This window comes from Tsukamurella sputi, assembly GCF_007858445.1.
GTDB classification, from domain to species: Bacteria; Actinomycetota; Actinomycetes; order Mycobacteriales; family Mycobacteriaceae; genus Tsukamurella; species Tsukamurella sputi.
The window spans coordinates 429,376-454,132 of record NZ_VIGV01000002.1; the positions used below are offsets into that span (position 1 = coordinate 429,376).

Here is a 24,757-nt window from a genome sequence, read left to right on the forward strand (position 1 = left end):
GCGCCTCACTCCCCCGCCAGAACGCGCCGCGGCACGTCCACCAGCATGGTATCGATCTGTTCCTGGGTCACGCCGCGGTCGAGGACGTACGGGAAGACGTCGTCGAAGACGTGCGTGTAGTGCCACTGGAGCATGCCCGCCTTGACGTTCGGGTCGATCCAGTCGATGTAGCAGGACGCGTCCTGCGACAGCACGATCCTGTCGGTGTAGCCACGGCGCACCATCTCGATCAGGGTGTCGTTCCGGGCCTCGAAGGTGGTCTCGAGGTTGATGCCGAACCGGTCGAAACCGAGCGTGAAGCCGGCATCGGCGAGGGCCGAGAGGTGCTCGACATCGGTCGAATCCCCGCTGTGGCCCAGCACGATCCGTGCCGGATCGACGCCCTCCTCCTCGCACATCACCCGCTTGACCAACAATCCCGTCTCGGAGCCGGGGTGGGTGTGCACGGTGATCGGTACGCCGGTGGCGTTGTGCGCCTTGGCGACCGCCCGCATCACCCGCTCGACGCCCTCGGTCAGCCCGTGGTGGTCGATCGCGCACTTGAGCATGCCCGCCTTCACTCCGGTGTCGCCGATGCCCTCGGTGATGTCGCGGACGAACATGTCCACCATGGGATCCGGGAAGTCGATGCCGGTCATCGCCGTCAGCGCCGGGCCCCGGTACATGAAGTACCGGGGCACGTCGCGGTAGGTGTAGACGCCGGTCGCCGCCACGATCCGCACGGGCGTGTGTTCCGCGATCCGCTGGATGCGCGGGATGTACCGGCCGAGGCCCACCACCGTCGGGTCGACGATGGTGCGCACACCGGCGTCGTACGCCTTCTGCAGCTGGGCGACGGCATCGTCCACCCGGGCGTCCTCGTCGCCGAAGTCCTCCGGATAGTTCTGCTGGATGTCCGGGGTGAGCACGAAGACGTGCTCGTGCATGAGCGTGACGCCGAGATCAGCTGCGTCGACGTCTCCGGTGACGGTGTGGACGACTCCCATGATGCCTTCTTCCTGTCTCAATGCGCCGGGGCGCCGTGTGTCTCAGGCGGGCAGGTCGACGAGGCCCGCGAGCGCGGCACGATGCCGCCCCGGGCCGCCGAGACCGATCTGATCCGCCTTGGCGCGCTTGAGGTACAGGTGCACCGGCGCCTCCCAGGTCATGCCGATGCCACCGTGCAGCTGCACCGCTTCTTCCGCCGCACGCACGGCCAGATCGGAGCAGTACGCCGCCGCCACCGCGACCGCGATCACGCTGTCCGGATCCTCCGAGCCCAGCTCCACAAGGGTGACGGTGGCCGAGCGCGCGGCCGCACCGGCGGATTCAGCATCGGCGTAGAGCTCGGCCAGGCGGTGCTTGACGGCCTGGAAGCCGCCCACCACGCGCCCGAACTGCTTGCGCTGCTTCAAGTATTCGACGGTGGTCGTGACGCACCAGCGCGCGACGCCGGCCTGCTCCGCCGCGAGCAGCGCGGCCCCGGTGAGCAGGCCCGCCCGGATCGCGGCGCCGCCGTCGGTGGTGAGCACTGTCCCCGGCGCGCCGTCGAAGGTCACATCGGCCACCTGCCGGGTCATGTCGAGGGACGGCACGGGCTCGATCCGCACCGCGGAGGCCTCGACGGAGTAGAGCGCGCCGTCGTCGCCCGGGACGAGGAGCACGCCGGCGCCGACGGCGCCCGCCACGGATCGGACCGTACCGGTGAGCGCACCGGCGGCGACCGAGACGCCCGCGACCGGGCCGTGCGGATCGGCGGAGAACGGTACGGCGAGCGCGGCGACGTTCTCCCCCGCCGCGAGCGCGGTGACCAGATCGGTGGCGCCCGCCGCGAGCGCGGTCGTCGCGGCGATACCGGCCGAGGTGATGAAGCTCGTCACCGCGCACGCGGCCCCGAGCTCCTCCGCCACCACACCGGCGACCGCGACACCCGCTCCAGCGCCGCCGAGCTCCTCCGGGACCAGCAGACCGGTGACGCCCATCTCGGCGAGCTCGCCGTCGATGCCGGGCGCCGCAGTGCCGTCGTACGCCGCGATCAGGTCCGACGAAGCGACCCTGCGGTCCAGAAGGTCACGGACGGCCGCGCGGAGATCGTCCTCGATGTCGCTGCTGAGCAGTTGCGGGGTGAAGCTCACTTGGGCACGTCCTTCCACGGCAGGTCCTTGTCGACCCGGTGCTCCGGTGGCAGGCCCAGCACGCGCTCCGCCACGATGTTCTTGAGGATCTCCGAGGTGCCGCCCTCGATGGAGTTGCCCTTGGCGCGCAGGTAGCGATAACCGGCGTCGCGGCCGTAGAAGTCCACGCGGTCCGGGCGGACCATCGTCCAGTCGCTGTACCGCAGGCCGTCCTCGCCCAGGAACTCGAGTTCGAGACCCGAGAGCTTCTGGTTGAGCCGCGCGAAGGACAGCTTCATCGCCGCGCCCTCCGGGCCGGGCTGGCCCGAGGCGAGCTTCTGGCCCAGGCGCAGCGCGGTCACCCGGGCGACCTCACTGTCCACCCAGAGACGGAGCAGGTCGTCGTGCAGGTCCGGGGTGCGCAACTCGGGTCGCTCGCGCCAGGTCGTGGCGACGACGCCGATCATGCCGTCCTCGCGCTGGGAGGCGCGGCCGCCGATAGCGACGCGCTCGTTGTTGAGCGTCGCGTTCGCGACCTGCCAGCCCTGACCGACCGCGCCGAGGCGGTGCGCGTCCGGGATCCGCACGCCCTCCAGGAAGACCTCGTTGAACTCGGCCTCGCCGGTGATCTGCCGCAGCGGGCGCACGTCGATGCCCGGATCGGACATGTCGCACAGGAAGTACGTGAGCCCCTTGTGCTTCGGCTGGTCGGGATCGGTGCGGGCGACCAGGATCGCCCACTGCGCGTTGTGCGCGCCCGATGTCCACACCTTCTGGCCCGTGACCACCCAGTCGTCACCGTCACGGACCGCGCGGGTCGCCAGGCCCGCGAGATCCGATCCGGCGCCGGGCTCGCTGAAGAGCTGGCACCAGATCTCCTCGCCGGTCCACAGCGGGCGCAGGAAGCGGTCGATCTGCTCCTCAGTCCCGAACGACAGGATCGTCGGCGCCGCCATTCCGAGCCCGATGCCGTTGACGTGGCTGCGGTTGTCAGGAGCGCCGGCGGCGGCGAACCGCGCGTCAACGGCCTGCTGCAAGGACCGCGACAGCCCGAGTCCGCCGCGGCCCTCCGGGTAGGCCACCCACGCCAGGCCGGCGTCGTACCGGGCGCGCAGGAACTCCTGAGGGTCGGATGTGGCGGGCGGGTGCGCCGCCAGGAATTCGTCGACGCGCTGCGCGAGTTCGTCCGCGGTCGTCACTGCGCCTTCTTCGCGGCGACGCGCTTGAGTTCCGCCCGCGCGAGCGAGTTCTTGTGCACCTCGTCCGGGCCGTCGGCGAACCGCAGCGTGCGGATGCCGGCGTAGGCCTCCGCGAGCGAGAAGTCCTGCGAGAGACCGCCGGCGCCGTGCGACTGGATGGCCTTGTCGAGGATCCACTGCACCGTCTGCGGCGTGGCGATCTTGATCGCCTGGATCTCGGTGTGCGCGCCGCGGTTACCCACGGTGTCCATCAACCAGGCCGTCTTGAGGACCAGGAGCCGCAGCTGCTCGATCCGCACGCGGGACTCCGCGATCCAGTCGCGGATGACGCCCTGCTCGGACAGCGGCTTGCCGAACGCCGTGCGCCCGGAGACCCGCTCGCACATCATCTCCACCGCGCGCTCGGCGACACCGATCGAACGCATGCAGTGGTGGATGCGGCCGGGCCCGAGGCGGGCCTGCGCGATGGCGAAACCGTCGCCCTCCTCGCCGATGAGGTTGGTGGCGGGCACGCGGACGTCGGTGAACCGGAGCTCCGCGTGGCCGCCGTGGTTGTTGTCCTCGTAGCCGAAGACGTGCATGCCGCGCAGCACCTCGAGGCCCGGGGTGTCCCGCGGGACCAGGATCTGCGACTGCTGGCGGTGGCGCTCCGCGTCGGGCGCCGTCTTGCCCATCACGATGAAGATCGCGCAGTTGGGGTTCATCGCGCCGGTGATCCACCACTTGCGGCCGTTGATGACGTAGTCGTCGCCGTCGCGAACGATCGACAGGCCGATGTTGGTGGCGTCCGAGCTGGCCACATCGGGCTCGGTCATCGCGAAGGCCGAGCGGATCTCACCGTTCAGCAGCGGCGTGAGCCAGCGCTCCTTCTGCTCGGGGGTGCCGAACTCGTTGAGCACCTCCATGTTGCCCGTGTCCGGGGCGGCGCAGTTGAACACGGCGGGCGCGAGATGCAGGCTGCGGCCGGTGATCTCGGCGAGCGGCGCGTACTGGAGGTTCGTCAGGCCGGCGCCGTTCGGGCCGGGCAGGAAGAAGTTCCAGAAGCCGCGGCTGCGGGCCTCGGCACGCAGCTCCTGCAGCACCGGGACACTGTCCCAGGCCCAGCGGTCGTCCAGCTCGCCCAGCTGGCGGTGGAAGGTCTCCTCCGCCGGGTAGACGTGGCTGTCCATGAAGTCGTTGACCTGTCCGATCAACTCGGTGGTCCTGGCGTCGTACGCGAATTCCATGTCAGTTCTCCTTCAGAGCGTCGAGTCCGGCGCTGAGCAGCGGATTCACTGCCTCACCGGCCTCGGCGAAGCCCTCGCCCACGGTCTGGCCGTTGACGTAGCGGTAGTGGATGCCCTCGACGATGCCCGCCAACTTGAAGCAGGAGAGGGCGATGTAGAAGCCGAGGTCGCCGAGGTCGCGGGTGGACCCGGCGGCGTAGCGGTCGATGATCTGCTGCTCGCTGAGGAAGCCGGGGGCCTCCGTGACATCGCTGACGGTGCCCGCCGAGATCCTCGCGAGGCGGCCGTAGACCAGCATCAGCGACAGGTCGGTGAGCGAGTCGCCGATGGTGGCGAGCTCCCAATCGACGACGGCCGCGGGCTCGTCCTGCGGCGAGACCAGCACATTGTCCAGACGGTAGTCGCCGTGCACGATGCCGGGAGCCGAGTCCGCGGGCACCCGCGCCTCGAGTGCGGCGAACAGCTCGTCGACCATCGGCAGGTCACGGGTGTGGGCGGCGGCGAACTGCTTGCGCCAGCGCTGCACCTGGCGCCCGAGGAAGCCCTCGGGGCGGCCGTAATCGGCCAGGCCCACGCTCGCGGGGTCGACGTGGTGCAGCTCGATCAGGGTGTCCACGAGCCGCTCGGAGATGGCGCGGGTGCGGTCGACGCCCAGCGTCTCGAGCTCGGACGCGCGGCGGTAGGGCACCCCGTCGATCTCGCTCATCAGGTAGAACGGCGCGCCCAGGACTTCGGGATCGTCGCAGAAGGCGTACATCACGGGTACCGGCACCGCGGTGCCACCGAGCGCGGACATCATCCGGTATTCGCGGCCCATGTCGTGCGCGGTGGCGAGGAGCTTGCCCACCGGTGGACGGCGCAGGATCCAGGAGGAGGCACCGTCGGTCACGCGGTAGGTGAGGTTCGACTTGCCGCCCGCGATGAGCACGGCGGTCAGGTCTGCACCCGCACCCTGCACGTGCTCCGGGAGCCACCGGCCGAGGACGTCGAGGTCCAGGCCGGGGTGCTGCTCAGCCATCAGAAGACCACCACGGAGACGGTCTCGGCCACACAGGCCGGCTTGTCACCGCCCTCGCGCTCGATCGTGACCCGAGCGACGACCTGCTGACCGCCGCCACCGGGGGTGACGGAGACCAGCTCGACACCCGCGCGCACCCGCGACCCGACCGGGACGGGCGACGGGAAGCGCACCTTGTTGGCCCCGTAGTTGACGCCCATCTTCGTGCCCTCGACGGTGTAGATCTGCCACACCAGCATCGGGATGAGCGACAGGGTCAGGTAGCCGTGGGCGATGGTCGAACCGAAGGGCCCGGCCTTCGCCTTCTCCTGGTCCACATGGATCCACTGGTGGTCGCCGGTGGCCTCGGCGAACTGGTCGATGCGCGTCTGGTCGATCTCGATCCAGTCGCTGTAGCCGAGGTGCTCGCCGACGGCGGCCTGCAATTCCTCGAGTCCGTTGAGTACCCGCATGATGTGCTCTCCCTCCTGGTCCTGTCCGGCCCTAGTCCTTGGGCCCGCCGGCCACGTAGACCACCTGGCCGGAGACGAATCCGGCGCCCTCACTGGCGAAGAAGCTGGCGGTGTGTGCGATGTCGGCGGGGAGGCCGACGCGCTGCACCGGGATCTCCTTGGCGGCCGCGGTCTTGAAGTCCTCGAAGGACATGCCGATCCGCTCGGCGGTCGCAGCGGTCATGTCGGTCGCGATGAAACCGGGGGCGATGGCGTTGGCGGTCACACCGAAGCGGCCGAGCTCGAGTGCGAGTGTCTTGGTGAGGCCCTGCATGCCCGCCTTCGCGGCCGAGTAGTTGGCCTGGCCGCGGTTGCCCAGCGCCGAGGTCGACGACAGGTTGACGATGCGGCCCCACTTCTCCTGGGTCTGGTATTTCTGCACCTCGCGCGACATGAGGAAGGCGCCGCGCAGGTGCACGCCCATCACCGAATCCCAGTCGGAGACGGTCATCTTGAAGAGCAGGTTGTCGCGGATGATGCCGGCGTTGTTGATCAGGATGGTCGGCGGGCCGAGCTCCTCGGCGACGCGCGAGACGGCGGCACCGACCTTCTCCTCGTCGGAGACGTCGACGCCGACGCCGATCGACCGGCCCCCGGCCGCGGTGATCTCGTCCGCGACCACCTGGCAGGCGGCCTCGTCGAGGTCGAGGACGGCGACGGCGTGGCCGTCGGAGGCGAGGCGGCGGGCCACCTCGGCGCCGATACCGCGGGCCGCTCCGGTCACGATGGCGATGCGCTGGGTCATGGGTAACTCCTTCAGGGGTGGACGGATGTGTCGGCGAGCGCGGGAATCAGCTCCCGCAGGGCAGCACGGGTGGTATCGGGGTCGGTGTGGTGGACGGCGCGGATGCCGAGGACTGCGGCCCCCTCGACGTTCGGTGTCGCGTCGTCGATGAAGGCGGCGCGATCGGGCGGGACGCCGAGCGCGTCGAGCGCGAGCGTGAAGATCGCGGGATCGGGCTTGCGCAGCCCCACCTCCTCCGAGATGATCACCGGCGCGAACAGCGCCGCGAGACGCTCACGGGGATAGAGGTTCCCGCCGCCCCAGCTGTTGGAGACGATGGCGACGGGCACGCCGGTGGCGCGCAGGTCCTCGGCGAGCTCCCACATCGCCGGATCCTCCTCGACACGGGCGAACATGCGGCGCAGTACGCCGTCCGGGTCGACCGGCGCGCCGGTGGTGGTGCGCAGCGCAGCGGCGAACTCCGCATCGAACTCCGCTTCGGGCAGCTCGCCCGTCTCCAAGCGATGGATCGGGCTGCCCGCCTGCGCATCTCGACCCAGCCACGCCTTCAGGGTCGTGGTGAAGCTCGACGGTTCGATGCCCTCGTCGGCGATCCAGGCCTCGATGCTGCGACGCATGGGCAGCGTCAGGACGCCGCCGTAGTCGAACAGGACGGCATCGACCTCGCGGCCTCCGCCCGACGCGGCGGGCGTCACCGGGCCGCCTGGTAGACCACGCGGCCCACGGTGGTGCCGTCGGCGAGACGCTGCAGGCCGTCGGGCACCGCGTCGAACGCGAGCCGCTCACTGACCAGAGGATTCACCAGGCCCTTGTCGGCGAGCGCGGTCAGCTCGCGGTGGCACTGCTGCACGGACTCAGGGTCGTACGTGTTGTAGAGACCCCAGTGCAGGCCCACGATCGAGTAGTTCTTGATCAGGGCGTGGTTGAGGGCGGCCTCCTGGATGGTGCCGCCGGCGAACCCGACGATGAGGATGCGACCTTCGAAGGCGATGCACTTGGTGGAGCGCTTGTAGGTCTCCCCGCCGACGGGGTCGTAGATGACGTCGGCACCGCGGCCGCCGGTCTCGGCCTTGACCACCTCGACGAAGTCCTGGGTGTGGCGGTCGATCACGACGTCGGCGCCCAGTGCACGGGCCACCTCGGCCTTCGCCTCCCCGCCCACCACGCCGATCACGCGCGCGCCGGCGGCCTTGCCGAGCTGAACGGCCGCGCTGCCGACGCCGCCGGCGGCGGCGTGCACCAGGAGCGTCTCGCCGGCCTGCAGGTGCGCGCGGCGGTGCAGGCCGAACCAGCCGGTCTGGTAGCCGATGAACAGCGACGACGCCTGCGCGTCGTCGAGCGACGCCGGTGCCGTGAAGGCCTGCGCGGCGTTCAGCACGGCGTACTCCGCGAAACCGCCCGCGGGGAGGGCGGCGCCACCGAGCACGCGCTCGCCCACGGCGAAGCCCTCGACGCCCTCGCCGAGCGCAGTGATCTCGCCGCACAGCTCGACGCCCGGGGTGAACGGGAGATCCGGCTTGACCTGGTACAGGCCGCGACACATCAGCACATCGGGGAAGTTCGCGGCCGTGGCGAGGGTGCGGACGACGATCTGGCCGGACCCGGGTTCGGGCACGGCGAGGTCCGCCTCGCGCAGTACCGCGAGCGGCTCGCCCAGTTCCTGTACCTGCCAGGCCCTCATCGTGTGGTCTCCTTCGTCTCGAGCCGCTGCTGCAGCTTGTTCATGCCGTGCAACCACTTGTCCGTGGCGCTCGCGCGGGCGGAGTAGTAGCCCGCGACCTCGGGGTGCGGGAGGATCAGGAAGTCGTCGCCGCCGAGCGCGTCGACGGCCAGGGTCGCGACGTCGCCGGGGTCGAGCGCACTGTCGCGGCTGAGCAGTTCCTCCAGCTCTCCGGACCGCTCGAGCATTCCGGTGCGGACGCCCTGCGGGCAGATCGCCTGCACCACGACGCCCCGGTGGCGGTAGGTCACCGACAGCCATTCGGCGAAGGCCACGGCGGCGTGCTTGGTGACGGAGTAGGCGGGCGCACCGATCATCGTGAGCAGGCCCGCCGCCGAGGCGGTGACCACGAAGCGGCCCTCGCCGGCGGCGACCCATTCCGGGACCAGCAGGCGTGCGGCGCGCACGTGCGCCATGACGTTGACGTCCAGCGACAGCGCCCACTCGGACTCCGGGGTGTCGAGGCCGCGGCCGCGGTCCACGCCCGCGTTGGCGTACCAGGCGTCGATCGCGCCGAGCTCACGACGGGCGGTCTCGACGAGGGCTGCGACGCCCTCCTCGGAGGCCGCATCGCCGGCCGCGGCGAACGCCGTGCCGCCGGCGGCCCGGATCTCGGCCACGGTGCGCGCGGCACCGTCGGCGTCGATGTCGGAGACCACGACGCGCGCGCCGCGAGCGGCGAGCTCACGCGCCAGCGCCGCACCGATTCCGTTCCCGGCGCCGGTGACGACGACGCCCCTGCCCTTCGGGTCGAAGGCCACCATCGGTCTAGACCCCGCCGGTGAGCAGGACGCCGCCGTCGACGGTGAGCGTCTGGCCGGTGAGCCATCCCGCGTCGTCGGAGAGCAGGAACGCGACGACCGACCCGATGTCCTCCGGAACGCCCAGGCGCTTAAGGGGATAGGCCGAGGCGACCTCCTCCTCCCGGCCCTCGTACAGCGCGGTGGCGAAGCGGGTCTTGACGACGGCGGGCGCCACGGCGTTGACCCGGATGTTCGGTCCCAGCTCGACGGCGAGCTCCTCGGTGAGGTGGATGACCGCGGCCTTGGAGACGCCGTAGAAGGCGATGCCGGGCGCGGGGCGCAGGCCGGCGACCGAGCCGACGTTGACGACGGCGCCGCCGTGCTCCTTCTGCCACGCCGCGTACACCTTCTGCGTCCAGGACAGCGTGGAGAGCACGTTGACCTCGAAGATCTTGCGGGCGGCCTTGGGGTCCAACTCCATCAGCGGGCCGTACACCGGGTTGATGCCGGTGTTGTTGACGAAGTAGTCGGCGCTGCCGAAGGTGTTGATCGCAGTGGCGATCACCTCGTCCTGGTGCGCCTCGTCGTCGCCGGATCCGGCGACGGCGACGGCGACCTCCGGGCCACCCAGCTCGGCGACGGCGGCATCGAGGGCCTCCTGCTTGCGGGCCGTGATGACGACCTTCGCACCGTCGGCCACCAGCCGCTGCGCGATGGCCAGGCCGATGCCGCGGCTCGCTCCGGTGACGATCGCGGTCTTCCCGGCGAATCGGGTCATGCTCCACACCTTCCGTTCAAACTGACTAAGCGCTCGCTTAGTTTGTAGCCTACGACACACCGCACCGTGTGACGACCCGTTGGGCCCACGAATCCCTGTGACGATTCTCACAGTACGGTCGGTCGCGGCTTCACGCCCCGGAAACGACGGAGCGACCCGCACGTCCGTGGACGCACGAGCCGCTCCGCTCCGATCGAGTAGGCGTCAGCTCAGCCGCTCGATGATCATCGCCATGCCCTGGCCTCCACCGACGCACATGGTCTCGAGGCCGAACTGCTTGTCGTGCCACTGCAGCGAGTTGATGAGCGTGCTGGTGATGCGCGCGCCCGTCATGCCGAAGGGGTGGCCCACGGCGATCGCGCCGCCGTTGACGTTGACCTTGTCGGCATCGATGCCGAGGTCGCGGACGGACGGGATCACCTGCGCCGCGAAGGCCTCGTTGACCTCCATGAGATCGATGTCGCCGATCGACAGGCCGGCGCGCTGCAGCGCCTGCTTCGAGGCCTCGACCGGGCCCAGGCCCATGATCTCGGGCGAGAGGCCGGTGACGCCGGTGGAGACGATGCGGGCGAGCGGGGTGAGGCCGAGCGCCTTGGCCTTGGTGTCGGACATGATCACGACAGCGGCGGCGCCGTCGTTCAGCGGGCAGCAGTTGCCGGCCGTGACGGTGCCGTCGGGGCGGAAGACCGGCTTGAGGCCGGCGATGCCCTCGTAGGTGACGCCGGCACGCGGACCGTCGTCCTTGGAGACGACGGTGCCGTCGGCCAGCGTGACGGGGGTGATGTCCTTCTCCCAGAAGCCCGAGGCGATGGCGGCTTCGGCGCGGTTCTGGCTGCGCACGCCCCACTCGTCCTGATCCTGCCGGCTGACGTTCTTGAACTGCGCGACGTTCTCCGCGGTCTGGCCCATCGCGATGTAGACGTCCGGCAGCAGGCCGTTCTCGCGCGGGTCGACCCACGTCTGACCGCCGGCGGCGAAGGTGGCGGTCCGCGCCTCGGCGTCGGCGAACAGGGCGTTCTTGGTGTCCGGCAGGCCGTCGGCGTTGCCCTTGATGTAGCGGCTCACGGTCTCGACACCGCCGGAGATGAAGACGTCACCCTCCCCCGCCTTGATCGCGTGGAAGGCCATCCGCGTGGTCTGCAGGCTCGAGCTGCAGTACCGGTTGACGGTGACGCCGGGCAGGTGGTCGAGGCCGGCCTCGACGGCGATGACGCGCGCGATGTTGAAGCCCGACTCACCCGCGGGCTGGCCGCAGCCGAACATCATGTCGTCGATGTCACGCGGATCCAGGCCCGGCACCTTGGCCAGGGCGGCCTGCACCATCTGGACCGAGAGATCGTCCGGGCGGACGTCCTTGAGCGAGCCCTTCGCAGCACGCCCGATGGGCGACCGGGCGGTGGAGACGATGACGGCTTCGGGCATGAGGTGACCTCCGACTTGAACCATTACTAACTAAGCGCTCGCTTAGCGGTGTACCATCTACTTTGCACCACTGAGAGCCGGTCGTCAATCGACCGTTCCCTGTGGTCCCGTTCACACTAGAGTCACCGCACACGGCGACTGCCCGGAGGGGAACCGATGACCGAGCCCGAAGCACCGTCCCGCGCGGAGGCCACCCGCGCGCGACTGCTCGCCGCCGCTGCGGAGGCCTTCGCCGAGCGCGGCTTCCACGGCACCACGACCCGGGACATCGCCTCCGCCGCGGGCATGAGTCCGGCGGCCGTGTACGTGCACTACAAGTCCAAAGAACAACTGCTGCACCAGCTCTCGAAGGTCGGACATCAGCGGATCATCGACGCGATCGACGCCGTCGACGATCACTCGGCGTCCCCCGCCGAACGCCTCGCCGCAGCCATGGGCGCCTTCGCCCGGCATCACGCGAGCTCGCACACGAGCGTGCGCGTGGTGAACTACGAGCTCGACGCCCTCACCGAGGAGCACCGCGCCGAGATCGGGACACTGCGCCGCGAGATCACGCGCCGCCTCCGCGCGATCGTGGACGCGGGCGTCGCCGACGGCTCCTTCGACACCCCGGATCCGCGGATGGCCACCATCGCGGTCCTCTCCAGCGGCATCGACATCGGCCGCTGGTACCACGACGGCGGCGAGATCACCCCCGACCGGATCGGCGACTTCTACGCCGACCTCGCCCTGCGCACCGTCGGCGCGAACGCCGCGGCGCCCGCGAACGCATCGCACCCCCAGCAGTAGAACCTAAGGAGAAGACCATGCTGCGCACCATCTACACCGAGGACCACGAAGCCTTCCGCGACACCCTCCGTTCCTTCATCGAGGCGGAGGTCGTTCCGCACTTCGAGGAGTGGTACGCGAACGGGATCGTGCCCAAGGAGTTCTACCGCAAGCTCGGCGAACTGGGCGTCTTCGGCATCGAGGTGCCCGAGGAGTTCGGCGGCGCCGGCGAGGAGACCTTCAAGTACGAGGCGATCATCGCCGAGGAGTGCGCCCGCGCCGGCGTCTCCTTCGGCGGCAGCGGCGTGCACGTGAACCTGTGCCTGCCCTACCTCATGAAGTACTGCACCGAGGAGCAGAAGCAGCGCTGGCTGCCCGGCTTCGTGGACGGCACCAACATGTTCGCCATCGCCATGACCGAGCCCGGCACGGGCTCCGACCTGGCCGGGATGAAGACCACCGCCAAGCTCTCGGACGACGGCACGCATTACGTGCTCAACGGCTCGAAGACCTTCATCACGGGCGGCGTGAACGCCGACCGCGTCATCGTGTGCGCGCGCACCTCCCCCGCCACCGCGGAGGACCGCCGCTTCGGCATCTCCCTCTTCGTCGTGGACACGACGCTCCCCGGCTACGAGGTGGGCCGCAAGCTCGACAAGCTGGGCCTGAAGATCTCGGACACTGCGGAGCTGTCCTTCACCGACGTCAAGGTCCCCGCCGAGGACCTGCTCGGCGAGGAGAACAAGGGCTTCGGCTACCTCGGCCAGAACCTCCCCCAGGAGCGCCTGTCGATCGCCAACGGCGCGTACGCGCAGGCCAAGGCCGCGATCGCCTTCGCGCAGGAGTACACCGAGCAGCGCAACATCTTCGGCAAGCCCGTCGCCTCGTTCCAGAACACCAAGTTCGAGCTCGCAGCGTGCAAGGCCAAGCTCGACGCGATGGAGTCCAGCGTGGACCGCGGCATCGAGCTGCACGACGCGGGCAAGCTCACCGCCGCCGACGCCGCCTCGCTCAAGCTGTTCTGCACCGAGGCCGCGTCCGACATCATCGACCGCTGCCTCCAACTGCACGGCGGCTACGGCTACATGAACGAGTACCCGATCGCCCGGCTCTACGCCGACAACCGCGTCAACCGCATCTACGGCGGCACGTCCGAGGTGATGAAGACCATCATCGCCAAGGACATGGGCCTGTAGCAGCCCCGCCCGCAGCGGTGCTGTACTGAGCACATGGACCTGCTGATCGGACTGATCGCGGTCGTGCTCCTCTGGGCCGCCGTCGGCCACGTCCGGCGCGCCGGGCCGGGCTCCGAGTGGATGCTCGGCTCGGCCCGGTACGCACGGGCATGGGTGCGCGCGAGCCCCGTCGCCGCCCTGATGTGGCTGGTCGTGATGGCCAACACCGTGATGCTGCTCGGGCTGCCACGCAGCCTCGGCGAGCAGGTCCTGGAGGCCCACAGCACCAACCTCGACCAGTTCGGCTCCCACCCGCTGCAGTCGTTGATCACGTCCGCACTGTGGATCGACCCGGTCGACATTCCGTTCGTCACGCTGATGACCCTGCTGGTGCTCGGGCCCGCCGAGCGCTGGCTGGGCCACGTGGGCATGCCCGCCGTCTACTTCACGGGCAGCGCAACCGCGTCGCTGATCTCGGTGCTGTCGGCGAACCGCCTGCTGGCGCACGGGATCATCACCGACGATCTCGACGTGCAGGGCATGATCGATGTGGGTGTGAGCTACGGCAGCCTCTGCCTCGCCGGGCTGATGGTCTACCTGATCACACCGTGGCGCCGGCGGATCGGCGCGATGATCGCCCTGCCGATCCTGGTGCAGCTGACCATGCCCTTCTTCGGGCTCTACTCCACCCTCGGGCATCTGCGCGCGGTGCTCCTGGGCTACCTGCTCTACCCCGTCACCCTCATCCCATCGATCCGCCGCCGCGCCGCGACGTGGACCTGGAGGTTCCACCCCGCCGAGCCTGCCGAGCCTGCCGAGCCCGGCGGGGAGGCCGTCACCAGACCTTGACGCGATCCTTCGGGTCGAGCCACTCGCCGTCGCCCGGATGCACGCCGAAGGTGTCGGCGAACGCGCCGACGTTCTTGACCACCTGATTGGCCCGGAACTCGTTGGGCGCGTGCGGATCAGTGGCCAGCGACTGGATCGCCGCGGCCTCCCGCGCCTTGTTCCGCCAGATCCGGCCCCAGCTCAGGAACAGCGGCGTCAGGTCCGGACCCGTCGACGCACCCGCCGACGGCGACGCGCTCGCTCCGGCGCTCGCCGACGGTGCCGCGCTCGCCGGGCCCGCGCCCTCCGTGCCCGCGTCCCGGTTCGCCACGGCGATCCGGTACGCCGCGATGGCGATCGACAGCCCGCCGAGGTCGGCGAGGTTCTCCCCCACCGTGAGGCCGCCGTTCACCTTGTTCGTGGGCGGCAGGCCCGCCGGGACCAGGGCGTCGTACTGCGCGATGAGCGCCTTGGTCCGCTTGTCGAACTCGGCCCGATCGGCCGGCTCCCACCAGTCTTTGAGATTGCCGTCACCGTCGTACTTCGCGCCCTGATCGTCGAAGGCGTGGCCGATCTCGTGGCCGATCACCGCGCCGATCCCGCCGTAATTGACGGCGGCCTGAGCATCGGGCGAGAAGAACGGCGGCTGCAGGATCGCGGCCGGGAAGACGATCTCGTTCATGCCCGGGTTGTAGTAGGCGTTGACGGTCTGCGGCGTCATCAGCCACTCGCCCTTGTCCACCGGCTTGGCGAGCTTCGCCAGCTGGTAGGCGTTCTCGAACTCGCCCGAGGCGCGGACGTTGGCGACGATCGACTTGCCGTCGGTCTTGAGATCCGAGTAGTCGCGCCACTTCTCGGGGTAGCCGATCTTGGTGCGGATCTTCTCCAGTTTGGCCGACGCGGCCCGTCGGGTAGCCGGCGTCATCCAGTCGAGATCCTCGAAACTGGCGCGGTAGGCGCTGCGGAGGTTGTTCACCAACTGCTCGGCCTGCTGCTTGGCGTCGGCCGGGAAGTGCTTCTTGACGTACAGCTTCCCCAGCGCCTCGCCGAGCGCGCCCTCGACCGCGGCGACGCCCCGCTTCCAGCGGTCGCGCTGCTGCTCGACCCCGCTGAGCGTCTTGGAGTAGAACTCGAAGTTGGCGGTGACGAAGGGCTCGGAGAGGTAGGCGGCGTACGCCCGGACGACCTGGATGCGCGCGTGGTCCTTCAACGTGTTCAGGTCGGTGTCCGCCCAGAGCTTGGCCACGGAGGTCAGGAAGCTCGGCTGCGAGACCACGACGTTCTTCGCGTCGTCGGCCTTGATGCCCACGGCCTTCTGCCAGCGGTCCCAGTCGTAGCCGGGCGCGAGCTTCGACAGCTCCGACCACGGGTACGGGTTGTAGGTCGCGGTGGCGTCCCGCGAGCGGACCCGGTCCCAGTGGCCCTTCGCCACGGACGTCTCGAACGCCAGCACGCGGGCAGCGACCCCCGGCGCGTCGGAGAGCCCGGCGAGCGAGGCCACCTTCTCCAGGTACGCGCGGTACTTGTCGCGGACATCGGCGTACTTCGGGTCACGGTAGTAGGCCTCGTCGGGCAGGCCGATGCCGGACTGCACCAGGCTGAGGACGTACTTCGACGAGTCCTTCTGGTCGGTGTCGACGTAGAAGCCCACGAGCCCGCCGACGCCCTGCTTCTCGTGCGCACCGATCACGTCGAGCAGCGCCGCCTTGTCGGCCGCCTTGTCGATCGCGTCGAGGTCGGGCTTGATCGGCTCGGCGCCCTCCCGGTCGATGCGCGCGGTGTCCATGAAGGAGTCGTAGACGTCGCGGATCTTGGCCTCGTCACTGCGGGTGCGCGGATCCTTGATGCCCTCGATGATCGCCTTGAGCTGCTCCAGCGCTCGGTCCGACAGGTCTGTGAAGGTGTTGAACGAGGCCTTGTCGGCCGGGATCTTGTAGCCGTCGGCCCAGCCGCCGTTGACGTGCCGGAACAGGTCGTCCTGCACGCGCACTCCCGGCGCCGCGCCGCCCAGGTCGGGGCCCGTCAGCGGTCGGGCCGGCTTGGCGGAGGTCGACGGTCCGCCGTTCGGCGCGGAGACACCGCACGCCGCGAGGACCGCCGTGCCCGCGAGCACACCGAATCCGGCCAGGAACCGGCGGCGATCGAATCCGCCGGTCGGGACGCCGAACGGGTCCCGATCGGGGCGGGGCGGATGAGTGGACGAGTGCGCATCACCGGTCTGCATACCCGAATCTAACCCGTGAGGATGGCTCAGCGTCGGATGACGTCGTCCGGACACGTAGACGGGTGCGGTCCGCTCGGAAGAGATCGATCGAGTACTCGGTGGGTCTGTCCCTCGCGTCGTACCCGACTCGCTCCAGCCGCAAGAGCGGTGCCTCCAGGGGCACACCGAGCAACCGCGCGGTCCGTTCATTCGCCCCGACCGTATCGATGATCTCGTCCGTGGCCACGATCGGAACACCGAACCGGTCCTGCAGGGTCGCGTAGAGCGAACTCGAGAAGTCGCAACCGATCATCTTCCTCCCCAACGTCACGTACGCGTGGTCCAGCGAGAGCGTGTCGGCATCGGCGAATCGCACGCGCAGCAGCGACAGCACTTCGGTTTCGGCATCCACTTCGAGTGCCCGCGCGACCATTCCGTTCGCGGGAACGAGACGAGCCTCGACCACCCTCGTCCCCTCAACGAATCCCTGCAGGGTCAACATCTCCGGCACCCCGCGCACCGTATTGAGATCGCGTGCGAGCCGTCGTCCGGACGGCAGCTCGAATCCGGTGATCTCCACTCCTGAACTGCGCACGAGGTAAGCCCCGCCCGTGCGACCGACCACGCGCCTGATCCGGCCTTCGCGAGCGAGCAGATCGATCGCTCGGCGCACCGTCGCTCGCGAGACTCCCAGCCTCTCGGCGATCTCGCGCTCCGGCGGCAGCTTCGTACCGCCGCGCCCCTCGAGTTCGTCCGCGAGTCGGCGCAGCGTCACGACCGTCTCGTCCGCCAGCGTCACGTCCGCCTCCTTCCGATGTGAACCAATTCGGGCATCGTCCCTCAGAAGAGCGCCCGACGCTTGCCGATATCTCGGACGAAATCTACCTCTGACCTGGCTTCATGTGTCTGTAACGCGAAATCGGTGAGACCAGAAATGGGCCGCGCGCATGATCTGGATCACTGCTCGGCGGCCCGCCCGAGCAGCACAGGGAACCTCCACCGAAGGACCGCACCCATGCAGACGATTCCCGACGATGTCGGATCCACCGTCGCCCGCCCCGTGCTCGACATCCTCCGCAGCGCCGGTGAGATCTCGCGCTCGTGGTTCGACCGTGGGCGCCTGGACGTCGAGACCAAAGCCGACGGATCGCCCGTGACCCGGGCGGACCGCGAGACGGAGGGATCCCTCCGCGATGCCCTCACCGCGCTGTACCCCGATGACGGCATCGTCGGGGAGGAGTTCGGCACCGTCGAGGGCACGTCCGGCGACCGGTGGATCATCGACCCGATCGATGGCACGAAGTCGTTCGTACACGGCGTTCCCCTGTACGCGAACCTGCTCGCCCACGAGGTGCAGGGCCGCATCGTCTTCGGGGCCATCAATCTCCCCAGCCTCGGCGTCCTCGTCCACGCCGAGATCGGGCGCGGCTGCTTCCGCAACGGACGGCGCGTGTCCGTCTCCGACCGGACCGACCTGGCCGGCGCGCACGTGATGGCCACGTGGCTCGAGGATTGGCCCTCCGAGGTCATCACGCGTCTGCACGACCGCGGCGCGGTCCTGCGCACCTGGGGCGACGCGTTCGGGTACGCCCTCGTCGCGTCGGGCGATGTGGACGCCCTCGTCGACTACACCGCACAGACCTACGACCTCGCACCGATGCCCGTCATCATCACGGAGGCGGGCGGCCGCTTCACCGATCTCCGCGGCGATGACCGATTCGACTCGGGCCACGGCATCGCCACGAACGGACACATCCACGGCGATGTACTCCGCCTCGTCAACGAAGGAATCTCTTGATGAAGAACGTCATCCGAGCACTCGATCGACGTGTGCTCACCACCCTGTTCACGCTGGGCTACGCAACCGCACTCGTGCTGGCGCTGTTTCCGCCGCTCTACTTGTGGTCCAGCGGGAAGGCGGTACTGATCCTCGGAATCCCGCTCTCGCTGATGTACTGGATCGCCGGCGCGGCGCTCGTCGGACTCGGACTCTGGGTCCAGTACTGGGTCGAGGACGTCCGGGGCGAGCTCGACGAATCCCTCGTGCCCGCCTCCGCACCGACGGAGGCGAACTGACATGGCCCTCATGTTGACCATGCTCGGCGCCTTCTACGCCTGCATCATCGCGATCCTCTACGTCACTCAGCACACCTCGAAGCCGACCTTCGACGAATACGCAGTGGGCGGCCGCAGCTACGGCGCCTGGTACGTGGCGATGTGTTACGTCAACTCCTGGTGGCCCGGCGCGGTCTTCATCGTCTTCTTCGGACTGGCCGCCGGCCCCGGCGTGTTCGGGTTCTACGGGCTCGCGTATTCCACACTCGGGGTGGCGGCCATGTACTTCATGGCAACCCGCGCGTGGCGCTGGGGCGCGCGGTACGACCTGCGCAGCCAACCACAGCTGATGGGCGTCCGGTTCCGCTCCCGCGGCGTGAAGGTGATGGCGAGCGCCATCGGCATCGTCTCGGTGTTCCCCTGGGTGGTCCTCGGCATGCAGGCCCTGGGCGAGATCTTCCGTGTCGCGAGCGGCGGCGCGTGGTCGGTCACCACGTGCCTCGTCGTCGGCCTGGTCACGATCGTGGTGCGCCAGTACTGGACCGTCAAGATGGGAATGCGCGGCCTGATCATGACCGACATGTTCCAGGGCATCGTGGCCTACGGGCTCTCGGCCGTGGTGTGCCTGATCCTGCTCAGCGGGATCGCCGGTGGCCCCATCAGTTTCGGCACGCTCGCGCACGTCGCGGACTCGGCGCTGCGGGTACCGGGCGACGGCGACGGGTACGGCTCCTGGTACCTGTTCAGCCTCATCTTCACGGGCGTCATCGGCTCGCTCTGCTGGCCGATGAGCTTCCAGCGCATCTACACCGCGTCCGGGGTGCGGGCGGTCAAAGCCGGAACCATCCGCACGATCCTGATCTCGGGCGTGTTCTACACGCTGCTCATGCTGGTCGGTCTCGCCGCCACCACGCTGCCCGCGGTCCACGACGCCCCCCAGATCGGTTGGTTCACGCTGCTCGGCGACTGGGGCGGAACGTGGCTGTTGGGGCTCGCAGTGACCATGGTCTTCGCCGCGTCGATGGGCCACATCGACGGCAGCGTCCAGGTCTGCGGGCTCCAGATCGCCAACGACCTCGTCGACCGCCCCGGGCGACCGCTATCCGATCGTCAGCTCACCGCTGTCGCCAAGGGCAGCATGGTGCTCTACATGGGGTTCGCGGCGGTCGTCGCGTTCTTCACCTTCGACATGCCTCGGCTGCAACTGCTCGCGCAGCTGTCGTACCAATCGATCGTGCAACTCGCCGTGCCGCTCTTCCTCGGCATCTTCTGGCGCGGGGGGAACAAGTACGGCGCGATGGCCGGTATGGCGACCGGCTTCCTCACGGCACTCGCGTTGACCGTGGTGTACCCCGACGACATCCCGGCGCTGGGATCGCTCACCGGTGGCGTGGTCGGGCTCGCCGTGAACCTCCTTGTGTATCTGGCGGTCTCCGCCGCTACAGGGCAATCCGCGGAGGAACGCCGGTACGTCGCCGAGATGTTCGCCGTCGCGGCCGCGCCGGTGCGCCGCCCGCGGTCCCGCCCGGAGTCCGGTACGGCGATGCCGGAGGCCGCCGATGTCTGAGTCGCTCGACACCGAGGCGCAGCGGTTCCTCTCCGACTTCGCCACCTGGTCCGGATTCGGCGCCACGCCCGACGGCGGGTTGCACCGTTTGGCCGGGTCGCGCACACATGCGCAGGCTCGGCAATGGCTCGCCGAGCGTCTCACCGAGTGGGGCGCCCACACCTCCTTCGACCGGATCGGTAACCTCTTCGGCCGATTCGAGTGGGTGCCCGGCGCGCCGTACGTGCTGGTCGGTTCCCACTCGGACAGCCAGCCGAACGGCGGCCGGTTCGACGGTGCCCTCGGCGTCCTCGCCGCCGCCCACGCGGCCACCCGGATCGACCGCGCGGTTCGTACGGGAACGACGGCACCCCGCTTCAACCTCGCGGTGGTGGACTGGTTCAACGAGGAGGGCGCCCGGTTCACCCCGAGCGTGATGGGCTCCGGCTGCTTCACCGGAGGGCTCGACACCGACCGCTTGCTCGCGACGGCCGACCTCGACGGCGTGACCGTCGCCGCGGCGCTCACCGCGACCGGGATGCGCGGCGACGACGCAGGCCCGCCCGCGGTCGCGTACGCGGAACTGCACATCGAGCAGGGCCGCGAACTCGACGACTCCGGCGACCGCATCGGCGCGGTAACGGCGAACTGGGCGGTACGCAAGTGCACAGTGGTGGTGCACGGCGAGCAGAGCCACACCGGCGCGACTTCGATGGCGGACCGGCGTGACGCTCTCGTCGGCGCCGCGCACGTCGTCCTCGCGGTCCGCGACGTCGCGAACTCCTTCCCGGCCGACGAAGTGCTCTCGGCGGTCGGCCGCATCCACGTCGAGCCGGGCTCGCCGGTAGTGGTCCCGAGCCGCGTCACGCTGAACGTCGACCTCCGGGCCCACAGTGCCGCGCGGCTCGACGAGGCGTACACGCAGCTGGTCGCCGCGTTCAACGCCATCACCGCCACCGGCGAAAACACGGTGGAGATCGCCGACTGCGCGCTGCGGGAGACCGAGCCGTTCTGGCCTGCGGGCGTGCGGATCGCGCACAAGGCCGCCGCGGACGCCGGCTTCCCGGTGCGAGACCTGATGACCCGTGCGGGCCACGACGCCGTCGCCCTGAACCGGGTCGTGCCGACGATCCTGGCCTTCGTCCCGAGCGTGAACGGAGTTTCCCATTCCGCGCACGAGTTCACGCGCGACTGTGATCTTCTCGCCGGTGTCGACGTCCTCACCTCGATCGCCGAACAGCTCGTCACGTCCCTCCCCCACCCCTCGGAGCCTAGGAGCGCAATATGACCGACTTCCTCGACTCGTCCGCCGCCGAGATCCGCTCCCGGCTGCGAACCGGCGACCTGACCCCCGTCGACCTCCTGGACGCCACGCTCCACAGGATCGACGAACGCAATCCCGCGATCAACGCCATCGCCCACCGCGACGACCGGTCGGCGCGCGCCGCTGCGGAGGCCAGCGCGGCGCGCTGGGCCGCCGGCGCACCGCTGAGCGACCTCGACGGGCTGCCCGTCACGATCAAGGACAGCATCAACGCCGTCGGGACCCCCTGGCGACATGGCAGCGCCGCGCACACGGACGTCCCGGACTCCCGCGTCGACAGTCCACCCGCCGCACGCCTCAAAGAGGCCGGCGCCGTCATCGTCGCGAAGACCACGATGCCCGATTTCGGCATGATGGCCGCGGGCGTCAGCTCGCTGTACGGGATCGTGCGCAACCCCTGGGACACCAGCCGCAACACCGGCGGCTCCTCCGCCGGAGCGGGCGCCTGCCTGGCCGCGGGGATCGGGTTCGGCGCCGTCGGCACCGACATCGCCGGCTCGGTCCGACTGCCGGCGGGCCAGTGCGGCGTGGTCGCCCTGAAACCCACGCAGGGCAGGATCCCGCACCTCCCGGCGTCGACGACCCGCTCGCCCGGACCTATGGCGCGCACCGTCGACGAAGCGATCGACCTGTACCGGGTGATCGCCGGCTTCGACGCGCGCGACGCGCTCGCGCTCGGCCCGGACTCCCCCGACGGACTCGATGCGGATCTTCCCCCGGCCGGACTGCGGATCGGCGTGCTCAGCGAGCTCGACCCGCGATTTCCGCTGGACCAGCGCGTCCGCGAGGTCCTGCAGACCGCCGCGGATGTCCTGGCGTCGGGTGGAGCGGACGTGCGTGCGCTGACCGCGCCCTTCGGCGTCGAACCGAGCGACGCCCTCGACCGCGTGTTCCAGGTCCGGGCCCGCACCGAATGGGAGGGCATCGCACCCGCGAAGCGAGACCTGGTCCACCCCGCGGTCGCCGATTGGGCCGCGGCCGCAGCCGGCTACTCCGCCACCGATCACGCGCGCGATCTGGGCATCGTCGATGGCGCCCAGGCGGCCCTGCAGGCGGCGACCGCGGAGTTCGACTTCGTTCTCGCGCCGGTGATTCCGACCCCTGGTTTCGCCGCTGAGACCGTCGGCATCGATGCCACCCATCCGCTCGCCCACTGCACGTTCACCGCGTGGTTCAACCAGACCGGCCAACCTGCGTCGAGCGTTCCCTTCGGCCTGATCGACGGGTGTCCCGTCGGACTCCAGGTCGCCGGACCGCGCTTGTCCGACCAACGCGTACTACGGCTGACCCGCTGGCTCGAAGTTCATCGCCCCGTGCCCCTGGGCCGGCCGCCGCTCTTCGCCACCGCAGGTGGCACCCGATGACCACGCCGACGAAGGAGCCGACTGTGACGACATCCGAGCCGACCACCGACGGCCTCGCGCAATGGTGGCCGGACACCAGCTGCGCACTGCCGCAGCCCGTGATGGCGAGTCCGAGCTGGTGGGGAGCCGACTCCCGGCGCTGGTCTGTGCCCCTGCCCTTCCCCGGCGCCGACGGTTCCGGTGCCTGCGGCGAATGCCACGTCAAGGTCCTCGAGCCCCACACCACCGCGTACATCGACGTCGCGGCGTCGTTCGCCGTCACCGTCGCAGCCGGGGAGGCGGGCATCGGCCCGCGCGTCCACCACGCCGACCCGGCCACGCGCACCCTGATCACCGAGGATCACACCGGCGGGGCACACACCGCGAACCTGGACCTGTTCGACGCCGCCGACCGGCTCGATGAGCTCGTCGAGCTCCGGCGCGCGGTCCACGACCTGCCGCCGGTCGGGCGCCCCGCCACCGTCTTCGACGACATCCGCACCGCGGCGGCCGCCGCCGACCGCGCGGGCGCCACTCTGCCCGCGGATCTACCGTGGATCCTGCGGCTACTCAGCCGGGCGGAATCCGCCATTGTGGCAGCGGGATTCGACCAGGTACCGATCCACGGGGACGCCAACGTCTCCAACGTGCTGGTCGTCGATGACGGCGGGCTGCTCCTCGTCGACTACGACTGCGCCGCAGACGCCGACCCGCTGCAGGACATCGGCTCGATGCTGGCCGAGCTGGCCCCGCTGGAGAGCGACGCCGAGGGGCTGTTCGAACGGGCCTGGGGCTCACTCGACCGCAGCGCGTTCGCCAGAGCACGCGCGTACGGCATCGCCGATCAGGTGCGTTGGGGTCTCATCGGCTCTTACTGCGACGCAGTGCGGCCCGCGACCGAGGAGTACTCGAAGTTCGCCGACTGGCAGTTCCTCCGGGCCCGCACCCAGCTTCGCGATCCCGGCTTCGACGACCGACTCCGATCCATCTAGCCGACCGGCGACACCGGACAGACGCGCTACTGGACAGAAAGGAACAGCGGTTCCACCATGAAGAACGACATTCCCACCCCCTCGAGGACCGCCCCGTCGCGCCCTCCGGAACCCGACGACCGCGCAGTGGGCACCGCGCGCACCGACGCCGAGCGCGCCGTCGAATCCGTCCTGTCGGGCATCGACGCGTGGCGCGGGCGTGACCTCTACTACGCCCCCGTGACCGGCGGTCTGCAGAACAGCAACTGGCGGATCACCGTCTCGGGCACCGACCGCCGGTTCTTCCTCAAACTGCCGGGCACGGGCAGTGAGGCGTTCATCGACCGGGGAGTGACGGACGAGGCCGGCAAGCGCGCCGGCGCCCTCGGGATCGGACCCGAGATCGTGTTCTTCGACTCCGCCACGGGCGTCGAGGTGGTCGAATTCCTCGAGGGCTATTCCACCTGTACGAACGGCGATCTCAAGCGCGCCGACATCCCGCTGCAGATCGTCGGGCTCTACCGCACGCTGCACGCGTCGGGACCGCTCGGTCACCGCAAAACGGTCCTCGACATGATCGACGAGCACCTCACCCAGGCGGCCGAGCTCGACGTCCGCCTGCCCGCCTTCACGGACTCCCTCATCTCGGAGTATCGAGCCGCGCGCGCCGCACTGCTGGCGGGCGGACTCGACATCGTCCCTTGCCATAACGACCCGATGCCCGGGAACTTCCTCTACCACCCGACCCGGCCGATGAAGCTCGTCGACTACGAGTTCGCCTCGGACAACGAGCGGGCCTACGAGCTGGCAGTGCTGGTCACCGAGATGTTCTACGACGACGTCCGGGTCCACGAGATGGTCGAGGAGTTCTACGGTCGGGCGGACTTCGCAACGGTCGCGCGTGTCGAGGTGTTCAGTGCCCTTGCCGACCTGAAGTGGGGCCTCTGGGGGTGCGTCAATCAGCGCCTAACCGACGCGTGGGACTTCGACTACCACAAGTACGGCGCGTGGAAGCTCATGCGTTCGCGTCTGAAGATGAACGATCCGCGCTGGGGTCTCTGGCTGTCCACCCTGTAACGCCCGCCCCACGAGCACGAATGAAAGGCCAC

Annotated in this window: 24 protein-coding genes; 10 read left to right on the forward strand and 14 right to left on the reverse strand. The window is 69.6% G+C overall.

The window, feature by feature from the left end:
• Positions 1-5: 5 nt before the first annotated feature.
• The 12 genes from FK268_RS07300 to FK268_RS07355 all read right to left on the reverse strand — a co-directional run bounded on the left by FK268_RS07300 (position 6) and on the right by FK268_RS07355 (position 11,435).
• Positions 6-986 (reverse strand): phosphotriesterase family protein, encoded by a 981-nt coding sequence (locus FK268_RS07300; protein WP_146432657.1) that lies wholly within the window; start codon positions 984-986, stop codon positions 6-8.
• Positions 987-1,028: 42 nt separating this feature from the next.
• Positions 1,029-2,114: an acyl-CoA dehydrogenase family protein gene (locus FK268_RS07305; RefSeq protein ID WP_146432658.1), complete on the reverse strand. Its 1,086-nt coding sequence runs from the start codon at positions 2,112-2,114 to the stop codon at positions 1,029-1,031.
• Positions 2,111-3,292, reverse strand: a complete 1,182-nt coding sequence (locus tag FK268_RS07310; RefSeq protein WP_146432660.1) for an acyl-CoA dehydrogenase family protein — start codon at positions 3,290-3,292, stop codon at positions 2,111-2,113. The genes FK268_RS07305 and FK268_RS07310 overlap by 4 nt, the downstream gene beginning before the upstream one ends.
• Entirely contained in the window at positions 3,289-4,518 is a 1,230-nt protein-coding gene (locus tag FK268_RS07315) for an acyl-CoA dehydrogenase family protein (protein ID WP_146432662.1), read from the reverse strand. Before FK268_RS07315 ends, FK268_RS07310 begins: the two co-directional genes overlap by 4 nt.
• Position 4,519: 1 nt before the next feature.
• Positions 4,520-5,536 (reverse strand): phosphotransferase family protein, encoded by a 1,017-nt coding sequence (locus tag FK268_RS07320; RefSeq protein WP_146432664.1) that lies wholly within the window; start codon positions 5,534-5,536, stop codon positions 4,520-4,522.
• Positions 5,536-5,988 carry a MaoC family dehydratase gene (locus tag FK268_RS07325; RefSeq protein WP_146432666.1) on the reverse strand — a complete coding sequence of 151 codons (453 nt, stop codon included), beginning with the start codon at positions 5,986-5,988 and terminating at the stop codon, positions 5,536-5,538. The genes FK268_RS07320 and FK268_RS07325 overlap by 1 nt, the downstream gene beginning before the upstream one ends.
• A gap of 31 nt (positions 5,989-6,019) precedes the next feature.
• Entirely contained in the window at positions 6,020-6,772 is a 753-nt protein-coding gene (locus FK268_RS07330; RefSeq protein WP_146432667.1) for an SDR family oxidoreductase, read from the reverse strand.
• Positions 6,773-6,783: 11 nt separating this feature from the next.
• Positions 6,784-7,467, reverse strand: coding sequence for an HAD family hydrolase (locus FK268_RS07335; protein ID WP_231706970.1), 684 nt, complete (start codon positions 7,465-7,467; stop codon positions 6,784-6,786).
• Entirely contained in the window at positions 7,464-8,453 is a 990-nt protein-coding gene (locus FK268_RS07340; RefSeq protein WP_146432669.1) for an NADPH:quinone oxidoreductase family protein, read from the reverse strand. Before FK268_RS07340 ends, FK268_RS07335 begins: the two co-directional genes overlap by 4 nt.
• Positions 8,450-9,256, reverse strand: a complete 807-nt coding sequence (locus FK268_RS07345) for an SDR family NAD(P)-dependent oxidoreductase (RefSeq protein ID WP_146432671.1) — start codon at positions 9,254-9,256, stop codon at positions 8,450-8,452. The genes FK268_RS07340 and FK268_RS07345 overlap by 4 nt, the downstream gene beginning before the upstream one ends.
• 4 nt (positions 9,257-9,260) lie before the next feature.
• Positions 9,261-10,013 carry an SDR family oxidoreductase gene (locus FK268_RS07350; RefSeq protein ID WP_146432673.1) on the reverse strand — a complete coding sequence of 251 codons (753 nt, stop codon included), beginning with the start codon at positions 10,011-10,013 and terminating at the stop codon, positions 9,261-9,263.
• A gap of 204 nt (positions 10,014-10,217) precedes the next feature.
• Complete coding sequence (locus FK268_RS07355) at positions 10,218-11,435, reverse strand: acetyl-CoA C-acetyltransferase (protein ID WP_146432675.1); 1,218 nt, start codon at positions 11,433-11,435, stop codon at positions 10,218-10,220.
• A gap of 156 nt (positions 11,436-11,591) precedes the next feature.
• Here FK268_RS07355 and FK268_RS07360 point away from each other — a divergent pair, with 156 nt between their 5' ends.
• Genes FK268_RS07360 through FK268_RS07370 form a run of 3 tightly spaced genes read left to right on the forward strand, consistent with a single transcriptional unit; the run spans position 11,592 to position 14,227 of the window.
• Positions 11,592-12,224, forward strand: a complete 633-nt coding sequence (locus FK268_RS07360) for a TetR/AcrR family transcriptional regulator (RefSeq protein ID WP_146432677.1) — start codon at positions 11,592-11,594, stop codon at positions 12,222-12,224.
• 17 nt (positions 12,225-12,241) lie between these two features.
• Positions 12,242-13,399 carry an acyl-CoA dehydrogenase family protein gene (locus tag FK268_RS07365; RefSeq protein ID WP_146432679.1) on the forward strand — a complete coding sequence of 386 codons (1,158 nt, stop codon included), beginning with the start codon at positions 12,242-12,244 and terminating at the stop codon, positions 13,397-13,399.
• Positions 13,400-13,432: 33 nt separating this feature from the next.
• Positions 13,433-14,227 carry a rhomboid-like protein gene (locus FK268_RS07370; protein WP_146432681.1) on the forward strand — a complete coding sequence of 265 codons (795 nt, stop codon included), beginning with the start codon at positions 13,433-13,435 and terminating at the stop codon, positions 14,225-14,227.
• Here the strand turns inward: FK268_RS07370 and FK268_RS07375 are convergent.
• Together FK268_RS07375 and FK268_RS07380 are read right to left on the reverse strand one after the other, a co-directional pair.
• A complete protein-coding gene (locus FK268_RS07375; protein WP_146432683.1) occupies positions 14,214-16,430 on the reverse strand; it encodes a M13 family metallopeptidase in 2,217 nt (738 codons plus the stop codon). The two genes, FK268_RS07370 and FK268_RS07375, sit on opposite strands and share 14 nt — an antisense overlap.
• The gene (locus FK268_RS07380; RefSeq protein ID WP_146432685.1) at positions 16,417-17,208 is read right to left on the reverse strand and encodes a GntR family transcriptional regulator; all 792 of its coding nucleotides are present in this window, start codon (positions 17,206-17,208) and stop codon (positions 16,417-16,419) included. Before FK268_RS07380 ends, FK268_RS07375 begins: the two co-directional genes overlap by 14 nt.
• A 216-nt stretch (positions 17,209-17,424) precedes the next feature.
• Here FK268_RS07380 and FK268_RS07385 point away from each other — a divergent pair, with 216 nt between their 5' ends.
• The 7 genes from FK268_RS07385 to FK268_RS07415 are packed head-to-tail and all read left to right on the forward strand — an operon-like array spanning position 17,425 to position 24,725.
• Entirely contained in the window at positions 17,425-18,207 is a 783-nt protein-coding gene (locus tag FK268_RS07385) for an inositol monophosphatase family protein (protein WP_158636067.1), read from the forward strand.
• A complete protein-coding gene (locus FK268_RS07390) occupies positions 18,207-18,485 on the forward strand; it encodes a hypothetical protein (RefSeq protein ID WP_146432689.1) in 279 nt (92 codons plus the stop codon). The genes FK268_RS07385 and FK268_RS07390 overlap by 1 nt, the downstream gene beginning before the upstream one ends.
• Position 18,486: 1 nt before the next feature.
• Positions 18,487-20,031, forward strand: coding sequence for a sodium:solute symporter family protein (locus FK268_RS07395; protein WP_146432691.1), 1,545 nt, complete (start codon positions 18,487-18,489; stop codon positions 20,029-20,031).
• On the forward strand, positions 20,024-21,298 hold the full coding sequence (locus FK268_RS07400; RefSeq protein WP_146432693.1) for a M20 family metallo-hydrolase: 1,275 nt from the start codon (positions 20,024-20,026) through the stop codon (positions 21,296-21,298). The genes FK268_RS07395 and FK268_RS07400 overlap by 8 nt, the downstream gene beginning before the upstream one ends.
• Positions 21,295-22,698, forward strand: a complete 1,404-nt coding sequence (locus FK268_RS07405) for an amidase family protein (protein WP_146432695.1) — start codon at positions 21,295-21,297, stop codon at positions 22,696-22,698. Before FK268_RS07400 ends, FK268_RS07405 begins: the two co-directional genes overlap by 4 nt.
• Positions 22,699-22,721: 23 nt before the next feature.
• Positions 22,722-23,669, forward strand: coding sequence for a phosphotransferase (locus tag FK268_RS07410; protein WP_158636068.1), 948 nt, complete (start codon positions 22,722-22,724; stop codon positions 23,667-23,669).
• A gap of 57 nt (positions 23,670-23,726) precedes the next feature.
• On the forward strand, positions 23,727-24,725 hold the full coding sequence (locus FK268_RS07415) for a choline kinase family protein (RefSeq protein WP_146432699.1): 999 nt from the start codon (positions 23,727-23,729) through the stop codon (positions 24,723-24,725).
• The last annotated feature ends 32 nt before the right edge of the window (positions 24,726-24,757 follow it).